The sequence below is a fragment of the Clostridioides sp. ZZV15-6598 genome, assembly GCF_020657705.1.
GTDB classification, from domain to species: domain Bacteria; phylum Bacillota; class Clostridia; order Peptostreptococcales; family Peptostreptococcaceae; genus Clostridioides; species Clostridioides difficile_F.
On the sequence record NZ_JAGWCS010000032.1, the window covers coordinates 14,876 to 35,925 of the forward strand.

At 26.8% G+C, this 21,050-nt stretch carries 22 protein-coding genes; 20 read left to right on the forward strand and 2 right to left on the reverse strand.

Annotated elements, in window-relative coordinates; all coding sequences use genetic code 11:
* The first annotated feature begins 222 nt into the window (after window positions 1-222).
* From KGF50_RS08455 to KGF50_RS08510, 12 genes are all read left to right on the forward strand, one after another.
* Window positions 223-621, forward strand: coding sequence for a hypothetical protein (locus KGF50_RS08455; protein WP_227847652.1), 399 nt, complete (start codon window positions 223-225; stop codon window positions 619-621).
* A gap of 16 nt (window positions 622-637) precedes the next feature.
* On the forward strand, window positions 638-835 hold the full coding sequence (locus KGF50_RS08460; protein WP_227847653.1) for a hypothetical protein: 198 nt from the start codon (window positions 638-640) through the stop codon (window positions 833-835).
* Between the two features lie 123 nt (window positions 836-958).
* Complete coding sequence (locus KGF50_RS08465) at window positions 959-1,225, forward strand: DUF6133 family protein (RefSeq protein WP_227847654.1); 267 nt, start codon at window positions 959-961, stop codon at window positions 1,223-1,225.
* A gap of 11 nt (window positions 1,226-1,236) precedes the next feature.
* Window positions 1,237-1,794: an A24 family peptidase gene (locus KGF50_RS08470; protein ID WP_227847655.1), complete on the forward strand. Its 558-nt coding sequence runs from the start codon at window positions 1,237-1,239 to the stop codon at window positions 1,792-1,794.
* 10 nt (window positions 1,795-1,804) lie between these two features.
* The gene (locus tag KGF50_RS08475) at window positions 1,805-2,563 is read left to right on the forward strand and encodes an RcpC/CpaB family pilus assembly protein (RefSeq protein WP_227847656.1); all 759 of its coding nucleotides are present in this window, start codon (window positions 1,805-1,807) and stop codon (window positions 2,561-2,563) included.
* Window positions 2,564-2,573: 10 nt separating this feature from the next.
* Entirely contained in the window at window positions 2,574-3,341 is a 768-nt protein-coding gene (locus KGF50_RS08480) for a ParA family protein (protein ID WP_227847657.1), read from the forward strand.
* Complete coding sequence (locus KGF50_RS08485; protein WP_227847658.1) at window positions 3,341-4,738, forward strand: ATPase, T2SS/T4P/T4SS family; 1,398 nt, start codon at window positions 3,341-3,343, stop codon at window positions 4,736-4,738. The genes KGF50_RS08480 and KGF50_RS08485 overlap by 1 nt, the downstream gene beginning before the upstream one ends.
* Window positions 4,738-5,679: a hypothetical protein gene (locus KGF50_RS08490; protein WP_227847659.1), complete on the forward strand. Its 942-nt coding sequence runs from the start codon at window positions 4,738-4,740 to the stop codon at window positions 5,677-5,679. The genes KGF50_RS08485 and KGF50_RS08490 overlap by 1 nt, the downstream gene beginning before the upstream one ends.
* Window positions 5,680-5,693: 14 nt before the next feature.
* Window positions 5,694-6,557, forward strand: a complete 864-nt coding sequence (locus tag KGF50_RS08495) for a secretion protein F (RefSeq protein WP_227847660.1) — start codon at window positions 5,694-5,696, stop codon at window positions 6,555-6,557.
* An 11-nt stretch (window positions 6,558-6,568) separates the two neighbouring features.
* Window positions 6,569-7,012, forward strand: a complete 444-nt coding sequence (locus KGF50_RS08500) for a DUF4320 family protein (RefSeq protein WP_131793158.1) — start codon at window positions 6,569-6,571, stop codon at window positions 7,010-7,012.
* Window positions 7,003-7,551 carry a hypothetical protein gene (locus KGF50_RS08505; RefSeq protein WP_227847661.1) on the forward strand — a complete coding sequence of 183 codons (549 nt, stop codon included), beginning with the start codon at window positions 7,003-7,005 and terminating at the stop codon, window positions 7,549-7,551. Before KGF50_RS08500 ends, KGF50_RS08505 begins: the two co-directional genes overlap by 10 nt.
* Window positions 7,552-7,695: 144 nt before the next feature.
* Entirely contained in the window at window positions 7,696-7,848 is a 153-nt protein-coding gene (locus KGF50_RS08510; protein WP_227847662.1) for a type I toxin-antitoxin system toxin, read from the forward strand.
* A 313-nt stretch (window positions 7,849-8,161) separates the two neighbouring features.
* Here the strand turns inward: KGF50_RS08510 and KGF50_RS08515 are convergent, their stop codons facing one another.
* Complete coding sequence (locus KGF50_RS08515; RefSeq protein ID WP_227847663.1) at window positions 8,162-8,371, reverse strand: helix-turn-helix domain-containing protein; 210 nt, start codon at window positions 8,369-8,371, stop codon at window positions 8,162-8,164.
* A gap of 233 nt (window positions 8,372-8,604) precedes the next feature.
* Between KGF50_RS08515 and KGF50_RS08520 the strand changes: the two genes are divergently transcribed.
* The 3 genes from KGF50_RS08520 to KGF50_RS08530 all read left to right on the forward strand — a co-directional run bounded on the left by KGF50_RS08520 (window position 8,605) and on the right by KGF50_RS08530 (window position 12,148).
* Window positions 8,605-9,210: a hypothetical protein gene (locus KGF50_RS08520; RefSeq protein ID WP_227847664.1), complete on the forward strand. Its 606-nt coding sequence runs from the start codon at window positions 8,605-8,607 to the stop codon at window positions 9,208-9,210.
* 23 nt (window positions 9,211-9,233) lie between these two features.
* Window positions 9,234-10,283, forward strand: coding sequence for a cell wall-binding repeat-containing protein (locus KGF50_RS08525; RefSeq protein WP_285894665.1), 1,050 nt, complete (start codon window positions 9,234-9,236; stop codon window positions 10,281-10,283).
* A gap of 86 nt (window positions 10,284-10,369) precedes the next feature.
* Window positions 10,370-12,148, forward strand: coding sequence for a hypothetical protein (locus tag KGF50_RS08530; RefSeq protein WP_227847665.1), 1,779 nt, complete (start codon window positions 10,370-10,372; stop codon window positions 12,146-12,148).
* Between the two features lie 123 nt (window positions 12,149-12,271).
* Here KGF50_RS08530 and KGF50_RS08535 read toward each other — a convergent pair whose 3' ends face one another.
* Complete coding sequence (locus tag KGF50_RS08535; protein WP_227847666.1) at window positions 12,272-12,454, reverse strand: hypothetical protein; 183 nt, start codon at window positions 12,452-12,454, stop codon at window positions 12,272-12,274.
* Between the two features lie 281 nt (window positions 12,455-12,735).
* Between KGF50_RS08535 and KGF50_RS08540 the strand changes: the two genes are divergently transcribed.
* The 5 genes from KGF50_RS08540 (at window position 12,736) to KGF50_RS08560 (ending at window position 20,903) form a co-directional block, all read left to right on the forward strand.
* Window positions 12,736-14,061: a hypothetical protein gene (locus KGF50_RS08540; protein WP_227847667.1), complete on the forward strand. Its 1,326-nt coding sequence runs from the start codon at window positions 12,736-12,738 to the stop codon at window positions 14,059-14,061.
* Between the two features lie 132 nt (window positions 14,062-14,193).
* Complete coding sequence (locus tag KGF50_RS08545; RefSeq protein ID WP_227847668.1) at window positions 14,194-14,793, forward strand: hypothetical protein; 600 nt, start codon at window positions 14,194-14,196, stop codon at window positions 14,791-14,793.
* 64 nt (window positions 14,794-14,857) lie between these two features.
* Complete coding sequence (locus KGF50_RS08550; protein ID WP_227847669.1) at window positions 14,858-15,634, forward strand: hypothetical protein; 777 nt, start codon at window positions 14,858-14,860, stop codon at window positions 15,632-15,634.
* 44 nt (window positions 15,635-15,678) lie between these two features.
* Window positions 15,679-15,873, forward strand: coding sequence for a hypothetical protein (locus tag KGF50_RS08555; RefSeq protein ID WP_227847670.1), 195 nt, complete (start codon window positions 15,679-15,681; stop codon window positions 15,871-15,873).
* A gap of 23 nt (window positions 15,874-15,896) precedes the next feature.
* On the forward strand, window positions 15,897-20,903 hold the full coding sequence (locus KGF50_RS08560) for a hypothetical protein (RefSeq protein ID WP_227847671.1): 5,007 nt from the start codon (window positions 15,897-15,899) through the stop codon (window positions 20,901-20,903).
* Window positions 20,904-21,050 lie beyond the last annotated feature (147 nt).

Here is a 21,050-nt window from a genome sequence, read left to right on the forward strand (position 1 = left end):
TTCATTTTTTTGATATTTTCATATATAAATTGAGATGGCTTTAAGCCATCTCACCCCTCTATACTATGAAAGATAAAAAATCATCTATATTAAGAGTGTTATTTTATTTAAATAATATAATTTAGCTAAATGCAATGAAGGAAGATAGATATCTATCTTCCTTTTTTAATTTATAAATAAGAATTTGTGTAGAGAAGATATTTAGTATACAGGGAGGATATTATGGTAGAAATAAAAAAAGATGAATCTGATTATAACGCTATTAAAGAAAAAGTTATTTATGAACAAAAGAGTATGTTTCAAATACTGAGTAGTATAGGTACAAAGATCAAGGAACGTATAGAATATTTTTGGAGAGATTTTTTGGATTTTATTGAACCCGTTTTTTTTTCAGCATTGGCTGTGTTTCTGTGTTTATCACTTCTTTTCATAAATAAAATTATGGATAAACGAGTAACTTTTCTTAGGGATGATAGAAACATCATAAACAATATGGTAGTAAATTTAACACATACTGCTTGTTCGTTTTTTGAGGGAATGCTAGGGTTTTTATTATGTTTAGCGACTATACTTACATTTATAACATTAATTTTGTGCATAGTGAGGAAAATTTTAGATTGAAGAAGGTGAGGTTTATATGAAAGATAAAAAGAAAAGCATTGATTTAAGTAAGGATAAAAAGAAAAGGTGTTTGTCAGAACGTCAGAGAGCCATTATTGGATGTATAATAATTTTATTTTTAATTTTACTAGGGCCTTTACTTGGAAGAAAAGCAATAGAATACATATCTCCAATTATACAAGAAAAAATGATAGATATATCTGAAAAACCTTAAAGATACTTAGCTAATTTATGTTTTGTATAAAATAAATTTCTTTACAACAACTATATTTGTCAATAAAAGCATTTTCTAGAGATGCTTTTTTTATATATATTTTAAAATTTAAGGAGGTCAGATATGGAAAATATATCATTTAAAAAAGAAAAAAGAAAACAAAATAATACTTTTTTAGAATCCTATATAGGACAAAAGATAATACATGCTGAAAGAAAGTTAAGAAACATATTAGACAACGAGTCTGGGATGGATGAAAATGTATCTAAAGCTATTTGGGTAGTTATAGCAGTCTTTTTAGGAGGATTGATGTTAGCATGGGCGACTGGAGCTTTAGAAGATGTTATTCTGCCTAAAGCACAATCTACAATTGTGGATATGTTTGGATAAAGTTTTAAATTATGTGTTTAAAAGATATTAATTTCAATAAGATTTATAATTCTTTTTATGAGTTAGTGTTTCTACCAAATGGTGAAAGGATTAAATTAAGTATAGAACAAAAAATAGTATTAGTTTTAATTGAATATTTGTTAATTATAAGTTTATTAAAACATATTAATGATGTAGTGTTAATTCTTAAAGGTTTTTTATATGCCCAGATATTAATTTATACAAGTTATGTAGACTATAGAACAAAATTAATACCTAACAAAATCCATATATTAATATTGTTAGTATCTCTTATAAAAGTAAATTTATATTTATCAATAGTAAATTTACTTTTATTTGCCTTGCCTCTTTATTTATCAGCTATATTAAAAAATGGAAGTGTAGGAGGAGGAGATATAAAGCTTATGGGGAGTAGTGGTTTTTTGATTGGGTTTAAAGGTATAGAGTCATTTATATTTATTCTATTTAGCTTGATATTAGCCTTTGCAATCAATCATAAAACATATAAAAATGGTATTGCTTTAGCACCTTATATTTCTGTAGGGTGCTTTTTAGCATATTTATTATAGGAGGGAAAGTATGAAATTAGCGACAAAAAGAGTACTAATTGGTTGTTCAGCATTATTAGTAGGTGCATACATTTGCTTTGTTTCTCCGTACCTACAAAAAATGAAATCACAAACAACTTTTGTTAGAGCCACACAAGAAATAAAAAAAGGTGAAAAAATAAGTTTTTCAAAGGTTAAAGAAGTCAAAACTACTGATTCTGAAAGTTTACCTCAAACTAGTATTAAAACAAAAGATAGTGTTGTTGGAAAGTATGCAATAAGAGATATCAATAAAGATGATAATGTATTGACTACAAAAATTTCAAAAAATCGTGTGGCTGAAAATGAGTATTTATATGGATTAGATGGTAAGAGACAAGCTATATCTATTACAATTAAAAATTTTGCAGCTGGATTATCAGGAAAACTTGAAACAGGAGATATTATATCAATTTTAGCTGCTGATTATGGAGAAGATAAAGAAACATTAAAACCAGCCGAATTACAATATGTTAGAGTATTAGCAGTTACTAATTCAAAAGGGTCAGATAAAAATGATGAAAAAGTTCAGAAAGGAAATGAGGAAGAAAATGAACTTCCAACAACTATTACAATAGAAGTAAATGATATTCAAGCTAAATTACTAGCTACATTAGAAGAAAATAGTAAAATGCATGTAACACTAGTTTATCGTGGTACAGTTACAAATGCTGATAAATTTATAGAGAAACAGGAAGAAACAATAAATTTATTAGCATCAAAAAATATGACTACACCATTGAAAGAATAGGGGAAGAGAGATGAAAGGTAAAACAATCGCTATTTGGGGAAGTCCACATTCAGGTAAAACTGTTTTTAGTATAAAATTAGCAAAAAAGTTAGCAGAAGAAAAGAAAGATGTAATATTAGTATTCTCTGATTTAATTTGCCCTTCATTAAATACTGTTTTACCAAATGAAAAAATTAAAGAGAAATCATTAGGAAATGTATTGTCAGCTCCAATTTTATCAGAAGAAATAATTTTAAAAAACTTAGTAAATGGCAGAAATAAATTTATAAATATATTGGGATATAAACAACGAGAAAATATATCTACATATGCACAGTATAATACTGAAAGAGTATTAGAGTTATTTAAAATGCTTGAAAACATGTCTTACTATATTATTGTTGATTGTACAAGTTACTTTTTTACAGATTTATTGACCTCTACGACATTAGAATATGCTAATACTATTTTTAGGCTTGTAGAACCTAGTTTAAAAGCTATTTCTTATTTTGATTCTAATCTACAATTATTAATGTTACAGAAGTTTAAAATAAATGAGCACATAAATGTATTATCTAATTTTAAAGAAGATGAATCAGTAAGTGAAGTAAAAGAAATATATAGAATAAAGTATGAGTTACCTTATCTTGAAGAAATAAGAGAACAAACTCTCTCTGGAGACTTATTTCAAGAACTTAGTAAGAAAAAGAGTATATACAATAGAACCATTAGTGAATTAGCTTACACTTTAAATAATAGGGATTATATAAAGAAAAAGAAAATATGGAGAAATAAATAATGGCTTTTGGAGACAGACAAATTCTTAAAAATTTTTTGAATGAAGATAAGGAAGAGAAAGAATTTTCAGATGTCTTAAGAGAAACACAAAGTTATATTTTAGATAAGTGCTTTTCAATTATATCTGGAAAAAATCTATCAGAACAAAGAGAATTAGTAAGACCATTTGTTGAGAAATTTATTGCTGATTATTCTTATAAGGTAAAAGGACTATCTGAAAAAGAATTAATTGATAAATTATTATCTGGAATGCTAGGTTTTGATTTTTTAGACAACTATCTTTACAGAAATGATGTTGAGGAAATAAACATAAATGAATGGGATTCAACTAGAATTACTTTTAAAGATGGTCATAAAGAATTTACAGAAGAATCATTTAGTAATGCAAAACATGCAATAGATGTTGTTAAAAGGATGTTACAAATGTCTCATATGGTATTTGACAATGCTCAACCTGGTGTAAGAGGTCATTTATCAGAGAGAATAAGAATAACAGCCTTAGGATATGGCCTAATTGACGAGAGTAAAGGTCTTGCAGTATCTATTCGTATTATAAATCCTCAGAAGTTAAAAATAGCTGATTTCATAAAATTTGGTACAGGAACAGCAGAAATATTCTATATTATGCAAAAGCTTTTTAAATATGGAACAAGTATGTGTATAGTAGGACCAACTAACTCTGGAAAAACAACTCTTCTAGATTCATTAGTCAAAGAATCTGTAGATAACGATGATAGAGTAATAACAATAGAAGAAGATGTTAGAGAGTTTGATATGGTTAAGAGGAATGAAAATGGTAAGGTAATAAATGAAGTAATACATCTAAGGACAAGGCATAGTGATGACCCTAAGCAGGATATAGACCAAGAAAAATTATTAGAGTTTTCTCTTACAATGAACCCCGATTACTTAGTAATTTCTGAGATGAAAGGTAGAGAAGCCTTTGAAGTACAAAAAGCAGCCAATACAGGGAATCCCTTTATTACATCTATACATGCCAACTCTTGTATTGATGTTTATTCAAGGATGCGAGACTTATGTAAGTCAAAATCAAATATGGATGATAATACTTTAATGCAAAATGTAACTAAAGCCTTTCCAATATCCTGCTTTGCAAAACAATTAAAAGATAAATCAAGAAAAATAATGGAAATAACAGAGTGTATTGTTCATCAAGATGAAACACGTGAGTTTAAAACACTATTTCATTTTGTTAGAACAGGTATAAAGATTGAAGGAAATAAGAAAGTAATCACAGGATATTTTGAAAAAGTAAATAATATTTCTGAAAATATCCAGAAACGTTTATTAGAAAATGGAATCACAGAAAAAGAATTGAATAAAATGTTAAATTATTATGAAGTAGATGATTTATGTAATAGAAAGGAGGTTTTTTAATGGGATTCTCAAACATATTCTTGTTTTTAGTGATTACAGGAGGAATATTTACATTATTGAAAATATCTCCGATTGAATTTTTAAGAGAAATAGTAATTATATTTGAGAGAAGGCAAAAATCACATTCTATCAGTGATAGAGTGGAAATTTTAACAGGAAAAAAGAAAGAAAAGGGTATAAAACTTTTAATAAAAGATACTAATAATATCTTAGAAAGAACCCAAAGTAAAGGAAAGTTTTCAAATATATGTATTATTTCTATTATATTAATGGTAATAGGTATTTTTCTGGCACTTAGCATAAGTAATATACTTTTAATACCAATATTAGCGTTTGGATTTGGCATATTACCATTTCTATATATAAAGGTAACTGCTAATGCATATGAAAGGCAATTAAATGATGAGCTAGAAAGTAGTTTATCTATGATTACAAATTCTTATTTGAGAAATGAGGATATAATATTGTCTATAGAGGAAAATATTGATTATTTTAATCCCCTTTTAGAAAATATATTTAGAAAATGTTTATATAAAATTAAGCTATCTCCTAACATAACAGAGGCATTAGAAGAACTAAGAGATAGTATTGATAATGATATCTTTGTTGAATGGGTAAATAGAGTTATACAATGTCAAACTAATAGAACACTTAAATCTCCACTTAGATCAACTGTAAGTAAGTTTTCAAATGTAAAGATACTAAATGAAAAAGTAAATAATAAATTAATGGGTCCAGCAAAAAGTTTTCTAATGATGACAGGTATATTGTATGGCTCAATTTTTATGTTGAAATTTTTAAATATAGATTGGTTTAAAAATTTAATGTATACACTACCTGGTCAAATATCAATTTGTATTACTGTTTCATTAACATTTTTTTCTATCATACAAATTAGTAAACTAATAAAACCAATTGATTATAAATCAATAAATGAATAAGTGGGGGTGATTAATTGATATTATTACTTTGTTTCTCTTTATTTGTATTTAGTATTTATATGATTTTAGCAGGAATGTTAAATATGCCAGGACAAAAATATTCAAGAACTGTATCATCAATTATAAATTCAAATAAAAAAAAGAGAACATTAGATGATTTAACTACAAAAATTGCAATGAGGATATCTAAATTTATAAAAATTAATGAATATAAAAGAAAAAAATTATTATTAACTTTAAAGTCAGCTAATATAAATTTAACTCCAGAAACTTATGTTGCAAATGCATTTGTAAGTTCTTGTGTTGTTCTTTCTTTGACTATTCCAACCTATGTAATTTATAAAAAAGCATGTATTGTGTGGGTAGCTCTTTCTATTTACTCTGTTTTTCAAGAACTGAAAAGAGCAGATAGAATTGTTGCAGACAAAATAAAAAGAATTGATTATGAACTTCCAGAATTTGCTTCAACTTTAGCACTAGAATTAAGTGGAACTAGAGATCTTTCATATATAATTTCAGAGTATGTAAAAACTGCAAATGAAACATTAGCAGAAGAACTTAAATTTACACTAGCTGATATGAAATCTAGTTCTGAGAAAGAAGCTTTAATCCGATTTGAGAGTAGAGTTAATAGTTCAAATTTATCAGAGGTAATCGTAGGACTAGTTGGTGTATTAAATGGTAATGATGAGATTATGTATTTTCAAAAACTGGCAGGGAAGTTAAATGATTTAAAATTACAAAGAGTAGAAGCAATTGCTAGTAAAAGACCAAGTAAAATTGGAAAATATACAATGCTTATGCTTGGTTGCTTAATCATGAATATGTTTGTTGCTTTAGGTATTGAAGTTTATAAATCCTTAAACAATTTCTTTTAAGGAGGATTGTGATGAAAATAATATTAAAGAGTAAAAAAGATTTATGTCAGCCTATAAGAAATGAAAAAGGAGCTATAGATGAAGCTATCTGGATAATAATAATAATATTTATTGTAGCACTTTTGGTTGGACTTATAATCAATGTGTTACCAGTCATTATTGCAAAGAGCCAATTAAATCATTATGCAAATGAGATTGTTAGAGTTGCAGAAATAAGTGGAGAGGTTGGCCAAGATGTTGATAATGAAATAGAAAAACTAAATAAAAATATAGTTGAACCAGATAGAATTGAATGGTCAACAAAATATATAAGTGGAACAAATAAAGTCCAACTTAATGAAGAAATAAAAGTAACTATAAAAAAGACAATGGACTTAAGCTTCTTTGATTTTGCTTCTTTCCCAGTACCTTTAGTTTCAAATGCGACTGGAAGGAGTGAGGCATATTGGAAATAAAGAGCATCTTAAAAAAAGAAGATGGAAATGCTACAGCTATAGTAATATGTATAATTTTTGTTGTTATTATGATACTGTTTTGTATTTGTGCTGAATATTTAAGATTAGCACTAATAACTAAAGGTGTTAGAGATGCTTTTGAAAAGTCTATTATTGCTATAGCTACAGAGAACTATGATGAAGCATATCCATCTTTAAGAGAAGGATATGGTGCTGCATATCAGTTAGATAAAGATGATAAATGGAAAGAAAATATTGATAAAGGAAATATTGAAAATAAGTTAAAAGAGTCTTTAAAATTGACAGAAGAGGATAGCGAATTTATTAAATATAATGACTCCAAAATAGAATATGTCCTTTCTGATTTAAAAATAGACATAGTGAATAGACCTTTAGCTCCAAGTGACACAGGTAAGGCAAAGAAATACACTGTAAAGGGTTCTATTAATTTGAGAATACCTCCTTCATTTGGCTTTACAAAAGCTGATACTATGAAAGTAGACCTAGATTCTACAACTGGATATACACCATTATTCTAAACAAAAATATTTTTTAAAATATATAATTAGGTGTTCATGGCAAGAAATGGTATAATATTTTTAGCAAGAAGAAAAATATATAATCTATAGAGTGGAGTTCATACAAACAAAAGAAATAACCTCCGAAAGAAAGGAGGTGTAGGTATGAACGAATTTTTACTTAATATTTCCGCTGGTGTTATTGCCAGTTTAATATTTTGCTTACTTGGCAAAATATTTACAAAAGTAAAAGGCCACTCTACGCGAAAGAGTGACCTAAGAGTTGAGTTTAAATTTACATTTAGACTCAAAAAATAAACATTTTTTAAAGAACTCCACTCTACAGCAAAATAGATTGTAATTCTTCTTGCTTTTATTATATCACAAAAATTTGAGTTTGATACAATTTTACATCATATCTTTCTTATTTAATCCTAAAAACGAAAAATTAGATACTAACAAGAGTCCTAGTTAAATATATTTTTAAAACTTTGTACAACTTTCAATCGTTTTATCTAAGCTATTATTTAATAAAAGACATACAAAAAAATGCACCTTTCTATTTAAGAAAGATGCTAAAACCATTATAATATGTATATTTGAATATAGTTTCTTAATTATTATTATAACATTAATCGACATTTTTTACATGTTCAATTATGTCCTCTATATTGCAATCAAATACATCACAAAGTTTATCTAACATATCAATATCAATTCTTTTAATCGTTTCATTGTAAAGAGCAGTAATTGTACTGGGTCTAATACCAGTTTTTTCACTTAGTTCTATTCTAGACATTTTATATTTACCAAGCAATTCTGATATTTTTATTCTAATCATTTGAAATCTCCTCCAATTATTAATCATAAATTAATTATACTTATTATAAATGAAAATATCAATAGGAGTGAATTATTCACCTTAGAAGTTAAAAAATAACGTTAAGAGTGAATTATTAACGCTAGGAGTGAATTATTATATTAGGAGTTATTGACTTATGGTAAAAAATGGATTATCATCTAGATATAATAAGTAATCACTCCTATGAATTAAATCAAAAAGGAGTGAAATATATGAAATTTTTAAAGATAATAAGAAAGCATAAGCTGTCTATCTTAGTTATAGCTTGTATTGTAATTGGATGTGCTGGAATTTTTAGTATAAGTACACTGGGCAAAAAGGTATCTAAAGTTTCACAATTAAGTTCTAATAAAACAGAAAATAATCAAACTTCTAATAATGATAACTTGAAAAATAGAAGTGTAAATGTTCCAACTATTGATTTAAGAGATAATGCAAATACTATACAAGAAGAAAAAGATAGAAAAGATTCTGAGAAAAAGGATAAAGCTAAGAATATAGATAATATAACTAACAATAATACAATTAAAAACAATAGACCTACCAAGGAAGATGTTCAGAAAAAAAATAAACCAAAGCCAAAAGTTTCAAATAATAATAAGTTAGTTAATCCAGAGGTTGCTAACGATTCTGAAGACAATAAATCAAACAAACCTAGTAAGCCTGAGAATAATTCAAATAATCAAGAAAAGCCATTGGACAAAGATGATGGATTGATTGATGTACCAGGATTTGGGCCTAGTAAACCAACAGAAAGCCAAGGTGATAATGGCTATGCATCAGAAGAGGATTGGAATCATGTATCTGGAAGTATGTAGTAATTATAAGAGGGGGAATAATTATGAAATTTAGTAAGAAATTGTTAGCATTAGGAATATCAATAATGATATTTATGACCAATTCATCTAGTATATTCGCATTGTCATCTATAAATAAAATACAGGGGAAAGATAAATATGAAACAGCAGCTCTTATTGCAGATAAACAGAATTATACAACAGCAATTATTATAAATTCAGATGACACCCTAGCAGATGGTTTATCTGCAAGTGGATTAGCAGGTGTAGAGAATGCACCAATATTATTAACTAATAAGAATAGCATTCCAAGTTCAACATTAGAAAGATTGAATAAAGCCAAAAAAGTTTACATAGTTGGTGGGGAAAGTTCTGTAAGTAAGGAAGTAGAAAAGATTCTTGAATCTAAAAATATAGAAATTCATAGAATCAGTGGAGAAGATAGAATAAAAACAAGTTACAATGTAGCTAAAGAAATAAATAGTAAGATTAAGATAGAAAAAGTTATGATAACAAATGGATATAAAGGAGAACCAGATGCAATGAGTATTTCTCAAGTTGCCGTTAAAGAAAAATCTCCTATAATATTAACTGATGGAAAAAGTATACCTTTTGACATGAATGGTATGAAATGTTTTGCTATAGGAGGTAATTCAAGTATAAGTGACGAATTGAGGAAAGCTACTAAATCCATAAGAATAGGTGGGATTGATAGATATGATACTAATGCAGAAGTTATAACTTATTTCTATGATACTACTAAAGAATTTTATGTAGCTAGTGGTACAGATTTAATATACTCACTTGTTGGTTCGACAATATCAAAAAGTATTCCTATCGTTTTAGTTGATAAAGGTAGTAAAAAAGAAATATTGTATGATGCTAAGAAGATTACATCAATTGGTAGTTTAAATGATAAAGTATTAAAAGAGGTTTTAAATGCAGTAAATGGAGAACAAGAAACAAATAAACTTGATCCAAATAAAGATGTTGTAGATGTACCTGGATTTGGACCTCAAAATCCAACTGAAAGTCAAGGCGAAGATGGATATGCACCAAAAGAAGATTGGGAAACACCTTCAGGAAATATGTAAAATATAAAAATAATATAAATTAAAAAGAAATGACCTAATTAATGGGTCATTTTTTATTTGGAAAGATTATAGGGAGGTGAATAAACATGAAAAGAAGATTTATGATTATATTTATTTGTGTAAGTTTGATGTTTGTTTCTATAGTAGTTTCTTTTGCTGATGGTGGTGGGAATATGGATGGAAGTGGAGGAGGAGGGACAGGTAGTGGAGGAACATCACAAAATAAATGGTCTGCAGGTGATGAAGGTGTAAGAGTAACAATAATTAATGTAGAAAATCAAAAAAGAGTTGGTAAAACTATAGATTTGACTAATAGAAATCCCAAAGTAAAATTTCATTTTGGAAAGAACAGTAAGATAGAATATAGAAATGGAAAACAATTAGCTCTTTCTTCTGCAAAATATGAATATACAAATCCAAATCAAAAGTTACCTGTTATTATTTCAAGTAATAAATATGGAAAAAGTGATATAAATAAAATAAAAAAATATTTTTGTAATATTGGAGTACAAAAAATAATTGCTGAGAAAGCTGATATAGATTTTGAGGATATGACAAGTGGTGAATATAAATTGCTTCTAGAACCTATAGCATATTTTACATTCAATGGAAATAAAATGGCTATGACAGCCACAGAGACTGCATTATATAATAAAAAGCTTGGTGGAAATAAACTAAGAAATAAATTAGCAAGTGTATCACATAAAAACTTACCTCTTTCTATGTTTTTAGAAAATGATGATTTAGGTTTCAAAGCTTGGAAAGGTATTTCAGATACAGATAAAGCAAAAGCCAAGGATGATGATACAATAATTAAAATGCTAGGTCTAGGTATAGTATACTTTAATAATGAGCCAGAAGAAGATAATGAAGTTGTAATTCCTCCAGTAAAACCACCTAATCCAGAAGAACCGTCTAAGCCAGATGAAGGAAATCAAAATGATTATGAATATAGAACAGATACAGATGTCATAACTTCAATTAAGATAAAAGGATCTAATCGTACACCTAAAAATCCAGTTAAAGTGATTTTTAATATTAAAGGAAAAGATTATTCAATGAACAATATATATCTTCCAAAAGGTGGGGGAGAGCAATATGCTTGGGTTAAATGGCATACTCCAAAAACACCTGAAAAAATAATCATTAAAGTAAGTTCAAATGCGACAACGGACAAAGCAACTATAACCGCAAATATAGTTGATTTAGAAGAAAAAGCTCCACCAGATCCAAAAGCAAAAGACAGGAATGATAATTTTAAAACTTCAAATTTACCTAATCCATATGTAAAAACTAGTGCTACTTATGGCGAATGGGATTGTTACTGGGTTTCACATTGGGTATATTATTCTGATGGTGATGGAGGAGGAGAATGGGTTGATGAAGGTTGGTATGAGTGGAAATGGTTAAGTTACAATGTTTCTTTGACAGCTGATATGCAAATTAAAGCAGACTCAAAAGTACCTACTTCTAAATCTGATAGAAAAGAAATGAAATCGGGGTATGGGTTTAATGTAAATGTAGATTCAAAAATGAATTATGATGCTCCTGAAACCAGTTTTACTGGTGCTCAGAATGTAAATACTTTATATCCTGAATTTAAATATGAAACGTACAACAGAGTGTTACAAAAGATTCAAACTGGTTTAAGCTCTAAATTTGAACTAAAAAATAATAAGTATTCTACATATAATCAAAAAGCTCATTTTACACCTATTTGGTATAAAGATGGAGCATATAATGTTTATGGGCAAGTAATGGATGTATGGACACCTGTAGGTGAATTAAGAGCAAATGTTAATAATGCCATGACAATAAAAGGAAATCTATTTCAAGATTGGCATATAGGGCCACTTAAAGATTAATTTTTTAAAATAGAATTAAATATATTTAAAAAACAGAAAAGAGAACTTTATGTATTAGAGTTCTCTACTTCTGTTTATATATTATTTATATAATTAAAGCTCTTTTTTTAAAATATTTATGTTTTATGCTAGTCCACAGTTACATAACAAAAGCATTACTCTGTGCAAGCAAAACTCTACCACTTGTTCACCATATTTTTTTATAAAGCTTTCCATCTGAGTATCAATAAATAGATAGTATTCTCTTATACTTGCTATATATGCAGTCATTATATGAATACATTCATCTGCCTTATTTCCAAACACAATATATCCCCCCAATAAATAAAAATAATAATACCAGCCATTAAATTTAATTGTTTAAATATGCTTATATGTTCCTATATAATATTAATTCACAATATTATGATACTTTGGATTAATAATTTTTACAAGTGGATATGTGAAACTGGATATTACAAATGTAAAACTGGTTGTATAGGACTAAAAGAAACTCTTGAGAGTATAAGTGTTATTTTATTCAATAAAACTTATGATAATATAATATTAAACAAATATTATGTTTTAGTAAGAGAGGGATGAATTAATTGAAACTTGAGTTTGAAAAATGGTGTGAAATAAATGATGTTAAAGGGGAGACATTGAAGTTATTTAATGAAGGAGTTTTATGCTATAAGATTGGAGCATATAGAGCTTCATTTATAATGACCTATCTAGGTTTTCAACATGAGTTAAGAAATAGAATTGTTATATCTCATAATAAGCCAGATAATATAAAGGATAATCTCTGGAAGCAAATAATAGAAAAAGTTCAAGATGATAATAGTTGGGATACAGAAGTATTTAATACAGTTAATAGAACAAAACCTGATAACATCTTTTTAATAGATGATGATATTAGAAAAAAATATGATTACTGGAGAAGTATAAGAAATGATTGTGCTCACGCAAAGGGAGAGATTATAAGCTATCCTCATATAGAGTCATTTTGGCTATTTATAGAATCAAATTATAATAAATTTGTTATTAATGGAGGAAAATCAGGACTATTAGATAAAATAAGAAATCATTATGATATAAGGTATACTGAACCAGGCAAGGATTTAAATTATATAGTTGACAGTATACTATCTTCAGTTAAAATAGGAGAACTTCAGATACTATTAAGTGATATATATAACATGTTTAAAGAAAATAACAAAGCTTGGGTATTTAATCCTGAAAATCCTAAGCATGATTTTTGGGACTGTATTATTCGTTCAAAAAGCGAAATTTTGAGAGATGCTATGATGAATTTTGTAAAAAAAGACAAAGATTTATTTATTGAATTTATAAGCTATCATCCTGAACAAGTATCAATTTATTTATCAGATAAAGCTCTTGCTAGAAAGATTTGGACAGAATGGATAACGGACATGTTTAGAGTTTCTCCAGGGGTAGATGAAGACGTATTTTTAGAAGAAGGAGGTGAATATAGTGTCTGGATATGTGCTAAGAAGTTGCTTGAAGAAAATATAATACCTCAAAAAGAAGTTGAAGAATTTTTACATTTGATATGGATGTCATCAGACATATATTATTATGGTTTTGTTCCTTATAACATGGTTGAATTTATGTATAATTATGATTATTTTAAGTCAATGAGAAATATAATGTTTGAAGAGAAAACATATAGTAAAACTTATTTACCAAATGATGCAAACAAATACTGGTATGCTATGAAAGGTATTATAATGAAGCTTGGCATAGAAGAAAATGAGATATTAGTATTAGAGAAATTATATAGAAAGCTTCCAAAAGGAATCTTTCATTATGGGCTAGGTGATTTACTAGCTAATAATGAAGAATTTAAAGCACAATATATGGAGGTATTAGAAAAGCATAATATAGAAATACCTAATAAAATTAAGTAAAAAAATAAGTGGGTTTATCCTACTTATTTTTTTACTTAATTTCATTTATATATTATCAAAGGAAAAAACAAAAAATTAAATTGTACGATTTATGATTTGTTTTTTGATAATAAATATTTTATGGAGGACAATATGGAAACTAAAAATATAGGAATGATGATTTCAGTCGAAGGTAATATTTGTTGTGGAAACAAGAAGCTTGTTTTATCTATAATAAAAAATCTTCCAACTGATAAACAAGTTTTGTTTTTAACTAAAGATAATATGGAAGAATCAGGAGATAATATAGCCATTAATTATAAGTTTGATGGAGAATATAATGAGTTTCAGCTTAAGATTAATAATGATACACTATCTTTTTATTCATTAGAGAATTTACTGAAAGCAATAATTAATGATAGAGAAGATGAAATTATATGTATAGATGCTACAGAATTTCAAGATAGTATAGATTATGAAAAATTAAAAATTTTAGCAGAAGAATATTCTATTTTAATGTTTGTAATTACTAGAAGAAGTGAACAAGAGTTATTAAAATTAATACAACAAAAAGAAAAGACAAGAAGCATATATCTAAGTTTAATCTTATATATTGATGAGCATAGTTACTCCTCAAAGAAGTTTCTATATACAAGGACTAGAAATACCTTGAAATGTGAACAAATTGAATTTGATAGTGATGAATGGATGTATGAAATAACAACTATTATAAAAGAAATAATAGGTTGGTAGAGTACAAATTGAGATGAAATCTTTTAAGAGTGTAATACTTAATTGATAAAGGAGTGAAAATATTATGTGCTATGAAAGTAATGTTAATAAAAGTATAAAATATATAGCAAAAAAAGTAGATAACATAAATTGGTATTTTGATTTAGAAAATTTTAAAGATACTGAAATGGAAGCGGAAATTAAAATTTGCAATAGAGCATTAGAGCTTTGTATAGAAAGATGCATAGAAGAAAAATTTAATATAGAAGATTGGATATTAGTAGATGCTTCATCAGCAAGAGATAAATTACTAAAATTATCATTTTATAATAAAAAAGAAAAGAAAAACCTAGTGTTTGGTGTATACAGAGATGATGTGATTCCATATATATTAATTGATGGAGTACAATATCCTAGAAATCTAATTAAAAAAGCAATATATGAAGATACAAATGTAGACTATTTATATACAACAATTAGAAAAAGAGGTGTTATGTATAAAGAGGAGTCTAAAGACTTAAAGGTTGAGGTGGATTTAACTGTAAAAGAATTGTCATCTAGGATATTTAGTTCTAAATACTATGATAAATTAAGTTGTAACTATAGTGAAAAAAAACTAATACATATAGAAAAACTAGAACTCTGTTTGGAGAGGTGCATAGAAGAACAATTTCCTATTGAAAATTGGAACTTATCAGATTTGGAATATATTAATGAAGATATAACAATAGTATCTTTTTTTAATAGAAAGAGTAAAAAAGAGATAATGTTTACAGTATATGATGATGGATATGCAACCCCAGTATTTTATGACAATGGCATATTAAGTTATTCAAATACAGTGAAAAAAGCAATAGTATAATATTTTTAAGATAAATTTGTATAAATAATAAGGAGGATTAATTTATGAGGAAATTTTTTTTAAATGAAAGTATGAAACATGAGAAGTTGATACAAGAGTTACAAAACACTTGTGAACTAAAAAAATTACAAAATATAAAAATCGGAATAGAAAATAAGAATGAAAACGACTTTTTAAGTCGTTTTTTTAGTGGAGAAAAAAGTAAGTCTGAAAGAAGTAAAGTTGATTGTTTTATATAAAAAATTATGAGGGGATGGTGTTTATGTATAATAAAAAAATAATTTCAGCACTACTATCTACAATAATTGCAAGCTCAACTTGCTTAAACATTACACCTAATAATATTAATGTTTTTGCTGATAAACCAATTTATAAGAATACTTTGCAAAATGAAAGTTTCTCACTTGATATGGGAGAATATAAAAATGAGGATGGTATTTTACGTTTTCCTAATGCCTCAGGTAAATTTAAAGAAGCAACTTATTTAAGATTGGATTTCAATAGAAATGCGTATAATGATGTGACTGTCTTATATACATTAGATTCACAAGAAAAAAGTATTACTGGTAAAAATGTGAAAATGCCTATAAAAAATCAAACCGAGTTAGATGAAGTACTAAAAAGTTTAAAAATAAATACAAATGGTAATAAAAAATTAGGCTTTAGCGTTTTATTAGGAGGATTACCTATCTTTAAAAGTATAGAAGGTAAACCGTCTCGATTATATAAACCAGAACGAGCGATAGATGCAAATAATGATACTTTTTATGGTGCTATAAATACAAATGATAGCACATTTACTATTTTGTTTGAAGATAAAACATATATAGAAAATGTACTTATAAAAGCAAATAAAAATTTTACAATAGAAGGTTTAAAAGATAATGCTTGGAAAACTATAGGGAATAGTACAACTGATTCGGCAGAAATTAATGGTAAGAAAAAAATAAATGTAGAAGCAGATACATATGATGGAATAATTATAAAACAAAAACATTCTGGCATAGATTCTTGTATAATTAATGAAATTGAATTTAATGATGGGAGTGTAGAAGAAAAAATAAACTATAATTCAAGCATATGTAGTTTAGATTTGGGAAGCAAAATTGTTAATGAAGATGGGAGTGTATCATTTAAAGATTTTAATGTTAAAGGAAATGAAGTAAAACTTTTAATAAATTTTGAAAAGGATAGTGATAAAAATAAAGTATCTTATATCCAGAATAAGCAAACTATTGAAAAAAAAGGGAACTGTGAAATAGATATAAATGATGAAACTGAGTTAAATGAAATACTAGAAAATATGAAAATTTACCATGATAATAAGACTGAAAATAATGTGAATATTTCATTAATAACAAATAATAATAATTCTATAGAAAATGTACCAGAAGAAATTATAGCAGAAGGTGGTGCATATGATAATGCACACACAGCCCAAAATGTATTTTCTGGTAGCAATAGTTATTTTATAAGTGATTTAAGTAATACTTTAACTTTAAAAAATACAAAAGACATCTATCTAAATGGTGTGGCATTTTTAAATGGAAACGCTCAAATAACTATAAAAGGATTAAAAAATGGAAAGTGGGCAAATATTGGAACACATAAGTCTAATGAATTTGAAATGATAGATTTAACATCTGGTTACTATGATGAAATAAAATTTACTAGTAGCTCTACCTTAGATATGCGAAATCTGTATCTAAGATACAGTGATATTAATAAAGACATTAAACTTGACATAATTAAAAATGACAATGAGTTAAACATGGGTAAATATGAAATAACAAATAACAAAATTACTTTCCCTAATGCAAATGGAAGTATATTTACAAGTTGCAGATTAAACTTCATATTTAACAATTTAGATAAACAAGATACTTCTATAAAATACACTCTAAATGAAAAGGAAATAGTAAATAATAATCAAAATCTAGATATATATATAAATACACAAGAAGAATTAGAAGAAGTATTAAAAAGCTTAGAAATTACTTTTAGCAAACTAAATGGATGTTCATTAGAAATAAGTTTATTGGAAAATAAAAAACCTTTTTGGGGAGTTCCAGATAGTGCAATTGCGACTGGAAACTCATATGGACTAAATACACCACAAATGGCTTTTGCTGGAAGTGGAAGTTCTTGGAATTCTGGTGGGTATAATGATTCAATTCGTATATCAGGAATAGATGATGTTCAGTTATCTGCAATGAAATTTTATTCTACAAATAATTTACGTGTAAGGGCTAAAACGTTTGAGGATAAATGGACTACTATTGCTGATACTGCTAGTAATACAACTATGCAACAAGTAGATTTAACAGAAGGGTATTATAAGGAGTTAGAGTTATGTTCTTATGGTGCAGCATGGTCACACATTGCAAATCTTGAATTTTTAATCACTGAAGAAAAAATAGGTACTACAAAAATAGATACAGATGAGTCTAGATTAGATATAAATGAGTATATTAGCGATGGTCATGGAAATATAACTTTTCCTAATACAACTGGTAATATAGGTAATGAATCTACATTAGATATAGAATTCATAGAAGGTTATAATAAAGATTTATTAACATCTTACACTTTGAATAAAATTAATAAATCTTCAAAAGAAAATAAAGTATCTATAACAGTTACGAATAATGAAGAATTAAAAGAGGTATTAAATAGTTTAAAAGTAAGTCATAATAATACCTCCAATTTAAAAGTATCTTTTTCACTTGACTTAAAAAATGGTGAAAAAATACAAAAAGAAGTAGGGATCATTGCAGATGATAAATTAGATATGGGAAAAATGGAATATTCTAATGGGAAAATAACATTTAAAGATGCAACAGGCAGAGTTCAGGAGAAGGCTGATTTTAGTATTTTATCAAAAACTGATATAGAGTTTAATTATATTTTAAATGGTGAAGAAATAACAAAAAATGGAAAAGAAATAGTTATTGAAGATTTAACTCAAGATACTTTAGATGAATTTTTAAAGAGTTTTACTATAAATTATAATGAATATGAAGGTTGCGAATTTTCTATTAATCTATTAGGTAAGCCAATTACAATAACAAAAAATTATAGTATTCCTCAAGCTCAAGGTAATCTAGAATTGATTTTAGGAGAATATGAGAATGATGGAAATGGAAATGTAATATTCCCAAATGCAAAGGGTTCACTATATAGAGCAGGTAGTCTAAATCTAAACTTTGATAAAGGTTTCAGTAATGATATAGAAATAAAATATAAATTAAATGATACTGAATATACTAAAAAGCAAAATAATTTATCTATATCAATTTCTAACCAAAATGAATTAGACGAAGTGCTAAATACACTAAAAATTAAATGTGATAGTAATTTAGAATATAATTTAAATATTACTTTAGCAGAAAATGGCTATATTCCAATCGGAACAACATCTGATAAACCACAAGCCCTAAATGGAAGTGGTTGGTACTGTGGAAATACTGGAAGTACTGCAACAATAACATTTAATTCTCATTTGAAGATTAGTACTATAAGTTTAACAAAAACAAGTGGAGTAGATAATAAATTTATGATTAAAGGGTTAAAAAATGGTATATGGACAGATGTTGGAAGCTTTATACCATCGGGATATGACCATTTGTCTACTAGAGAAATTGATATACAAAGAGACTATTATGATAAAATTTCAATATCTTATTCAGTTGCTAATGGCTGGGGAAGTGCAAATGTAAGAAAAATTGCTTTTCTAGATAAAGTTTCAAGTTCTGTTAAAATTAAGCCTGATATAAATTTAAAAGTTTTTCTAGCAGATAACTTAGAAAAAGCAAATTTAAAATGGAGTAGTGATTTAGAAGCATATGCTTACAACATTTACATTAAGAAAAAAGATGATAAGAATTGGACCTTATCTAAGAGTGTGACATCAGATATTAATGAAATAGATGATTATAATATAAAAGATTCAGCAGCTCCTTTAGTTCCAAAACATGAAATACAATTAGAAGGGGTGAAAAAAGGAATACAATTAGAATCAGATGATTTAGGAACAGAATACTCATATTATATAAATGCAATTGATAAAGAGGGAAATAGAATAGGGACATCTAATGTTGAGAATATAAATGTACAAAGTGATTTTAAGGAGTTTATTTATGAGGTAAATAATAGTTCCACAACACCAACTGAATTAAAAAATAAAAGTAATGGTTTTATACCATTTAGAGAATTAATTGATGAGAATTATCTGCATGTGGCTTCTGTAGATAATACAGGTAATATTAGTGATATAAAAACAATTTCGATACTGGGTCTATTTGTAGATGAACCTCCTGTTATAAATGCACCTGGAGATAATTCTTTAAAAGTAAATAGCAAAATAGATATAAATAAAGGAGTAAGTGCAAATGATGAAATAGATGGAGACTTAACTGGCAAAATTAATACTAAAATTATGTCTCCTACAGGAGAAGTCGTATCTGAAATTGATACAAGTATTCTAGGAAATTGGATTGTAGAATATAGTGTTATTGATAGCAAGGGGCAAACTACAGAATATATCAGAAAAATAAACATAATAAAGAATATAAACTTAAAACTTAATGTTGGAGAACTATTAACAACAAGTAAATTTACGCAATTTCCTAATGCAAAAATAGATTCTAAAGCAAATGAAAAAGTAAATGGAATTAAGATGTATTTTAGCGATGAATTTAATAGTGAAATGAAACTTCATTATACTTTAAATGGTGTTGAAAAAGTTACTACAGATAGAAGTATAAATTTAAATAATGAATTTTCTATTAAAGAGGTTGAGGATTTAATTCACTCAATTAAAATTGAACATAGTAATAGTAAAATGTTTAAATTTAACATAAGACTTAGTAATAATGATGCTGAAGATATTATATATAATTATGAAAATAATCATTACTATAAATTTATTTCTTCAAAAGGAATTAGTTTAGAAGATGCTAAGGAAGAATCAAGTAAACAAGAGTTTTTAGGTAATAAAGGTTATTTAGTGAAAATAGATTCAGAAAGTGAAAAAGAAGTTTTAAGTATGTTAACAGAACAATCATTTTGGAATGAAGCATCAACAGATAATAAAGAAAAAAATGGTTTTGTAGTGGAATTTGGATTAGAAGATAAACTTCCTTATCCAGATACAATAAATATTTTTGATTATGAAAGCATTATAAATATTGAACCTTTTAAATCTAAACAAGATATAGTACTTAATACTTTAGTAGATAAAAAAGAAAATAAGGTAATACTTGATTAAAAAATAGCTACGCACACTCGTGACTTTAGTCATGAGTTAGTAGCTAAAATAGTCAGCATATAGGGAAACTTATATGTAGAGATAGGATAGAACCTATCCAATACTACTTGAATTGCTGGAAACCCCTAAAGCTAACCAAACTAAAAC

What these genes read in the sequence shown, in the direction of transcription:
- KGF50_RS08530 (WP_227847665.1), top strand. Translation starts at nt 10,370, where the DNA reads ATGAAAAGAAGATTTATGATTATATTTATTTGTGTAAGTTTGATGTTT.
- KGF50_RS08500 (WP_131793158.1), top strand. Translation starts at nt 6,569, where the DNA reads ATGAAAATAATATTAAAGAGTAAAAAAGATTTATGTCAGCCTATAAGA.
- KGF50_RS08485 (WP_227847658.1), top strand. Translation starts at nt 3,341, where the DNA reads ATGGCTTTTGGAGACAGACAAATTCTTAAAAATTTTTTGAATGAAGAT.
- KGF50_RS08520 (WP_227847664.1), top strand. Translation starts at nt 8,605, where the DNA reads ATGAAATTTTTAAAGATAATAAGAAAGCATAAGCTGTCTATCTTAGTT.
- KGF50_RS08460 (WP_227847653.1), top strand. Translation starts at nt 638, where the DNA reads ATGAAAGATAAAAAGAAAAGCATTGATTTAAGTAAGGATAAAAAGAAA.
- KGF50_RS08455 (WP_227847652.1), top strand. Translation starts at nt 223, where the DNA reads ATGGTAGAAATAAAAAAAGATGAATCTGATTATAACGCTATTAAAGAA.
- KGF50_RS08525 (WP_285894665.1), top strand. Translation starts at nt 9,234, where the DNA reads ATGAAATTTAGTAAGAAATTGTTAGCATTAGGAATATCAATAATGATA.
- KGF50_RS08490 (WP_227847659.1), top strand. Translation starts at nt 4,738, where the DNA reads ATGGGATTCTCAAACATATTCTTGTTTTTAGTGATTACAGGAGGAATA.
- KGF50_RS08550 (WP_227847669.1), top strand. Translation starts at nt 14,858, where the DNA reads ATGTGCTATGAAAGTAATGTTAATAAAAGTATAAAATATATAGCAAAA.
- KGF50_RS08510 (WP_227847662.1), top strand. Translation starts at nt 7,696, where the DNA reads ATGAACGAATTTTTACTTAATATTTCCGCTGGTGTTATTGCCAGTTTA.
- KGF50_RS08475 (WP_227847656.1), top strand. Translation starts at nt 1,805, where the DNA reads ATGAAATTAGCGACAAAAAGAGTACTAATTGGTTGTTCAGCATTATTA.
- KGF50_RS08480 (WP_227847657.1), top strand. Translation starts at nt 2,574, where the DNA reads ATGAAAGGTAAAACAATCGCTATTTGGGGAAGTCCACATTCAGGTAAA.
- KGF50_RS08515 (WP_227847663.1), bottom strand. Translation starts at nt 8,371, where the DNA reads ATGATTAGAATAAAAATATCAGAATTGCTTGGTAAATATAAAATGTCT.
- KGF50_RS08555 (WP_227847670.1), top strand. Translation starts at nt 15,679, where the DNA reads ATGAGGAAATTTTTTTTAAATGAAAGTATGAAACATGAGAAGTTGATA.
- KGF50_RS08465 (WP_227847654.1), top strand. Translation starts at nt 959, where the DNA reads ATGGAAAATATATCATTTAAAAAAGAAAAAAGAAAACAAAATAATACT.
- KGF50_RS08545 (WP_227847668.1), top strand. Translation starts at nt 14,194, where the DNA reads ATGGAAACTAAAAATATAGGAATGATGATTTCAGTCGAAGGTAATATT.
- KGF50_RS08470 (WP_227847655.1), top strand. Translation starts at nt 1,237, where the DNA reads ATGTGTTTAAAAGATATTAATTTCAATAAGATTTATAATTCTTTTTAT.
- KGF50_RS08560 (WP_227847671.1), top strand. Translation starts at nt 15,897, where the DNA reads ATGTATAATAAAAAAATAATTTCAGCACTACTATCTACAATAATTGCA.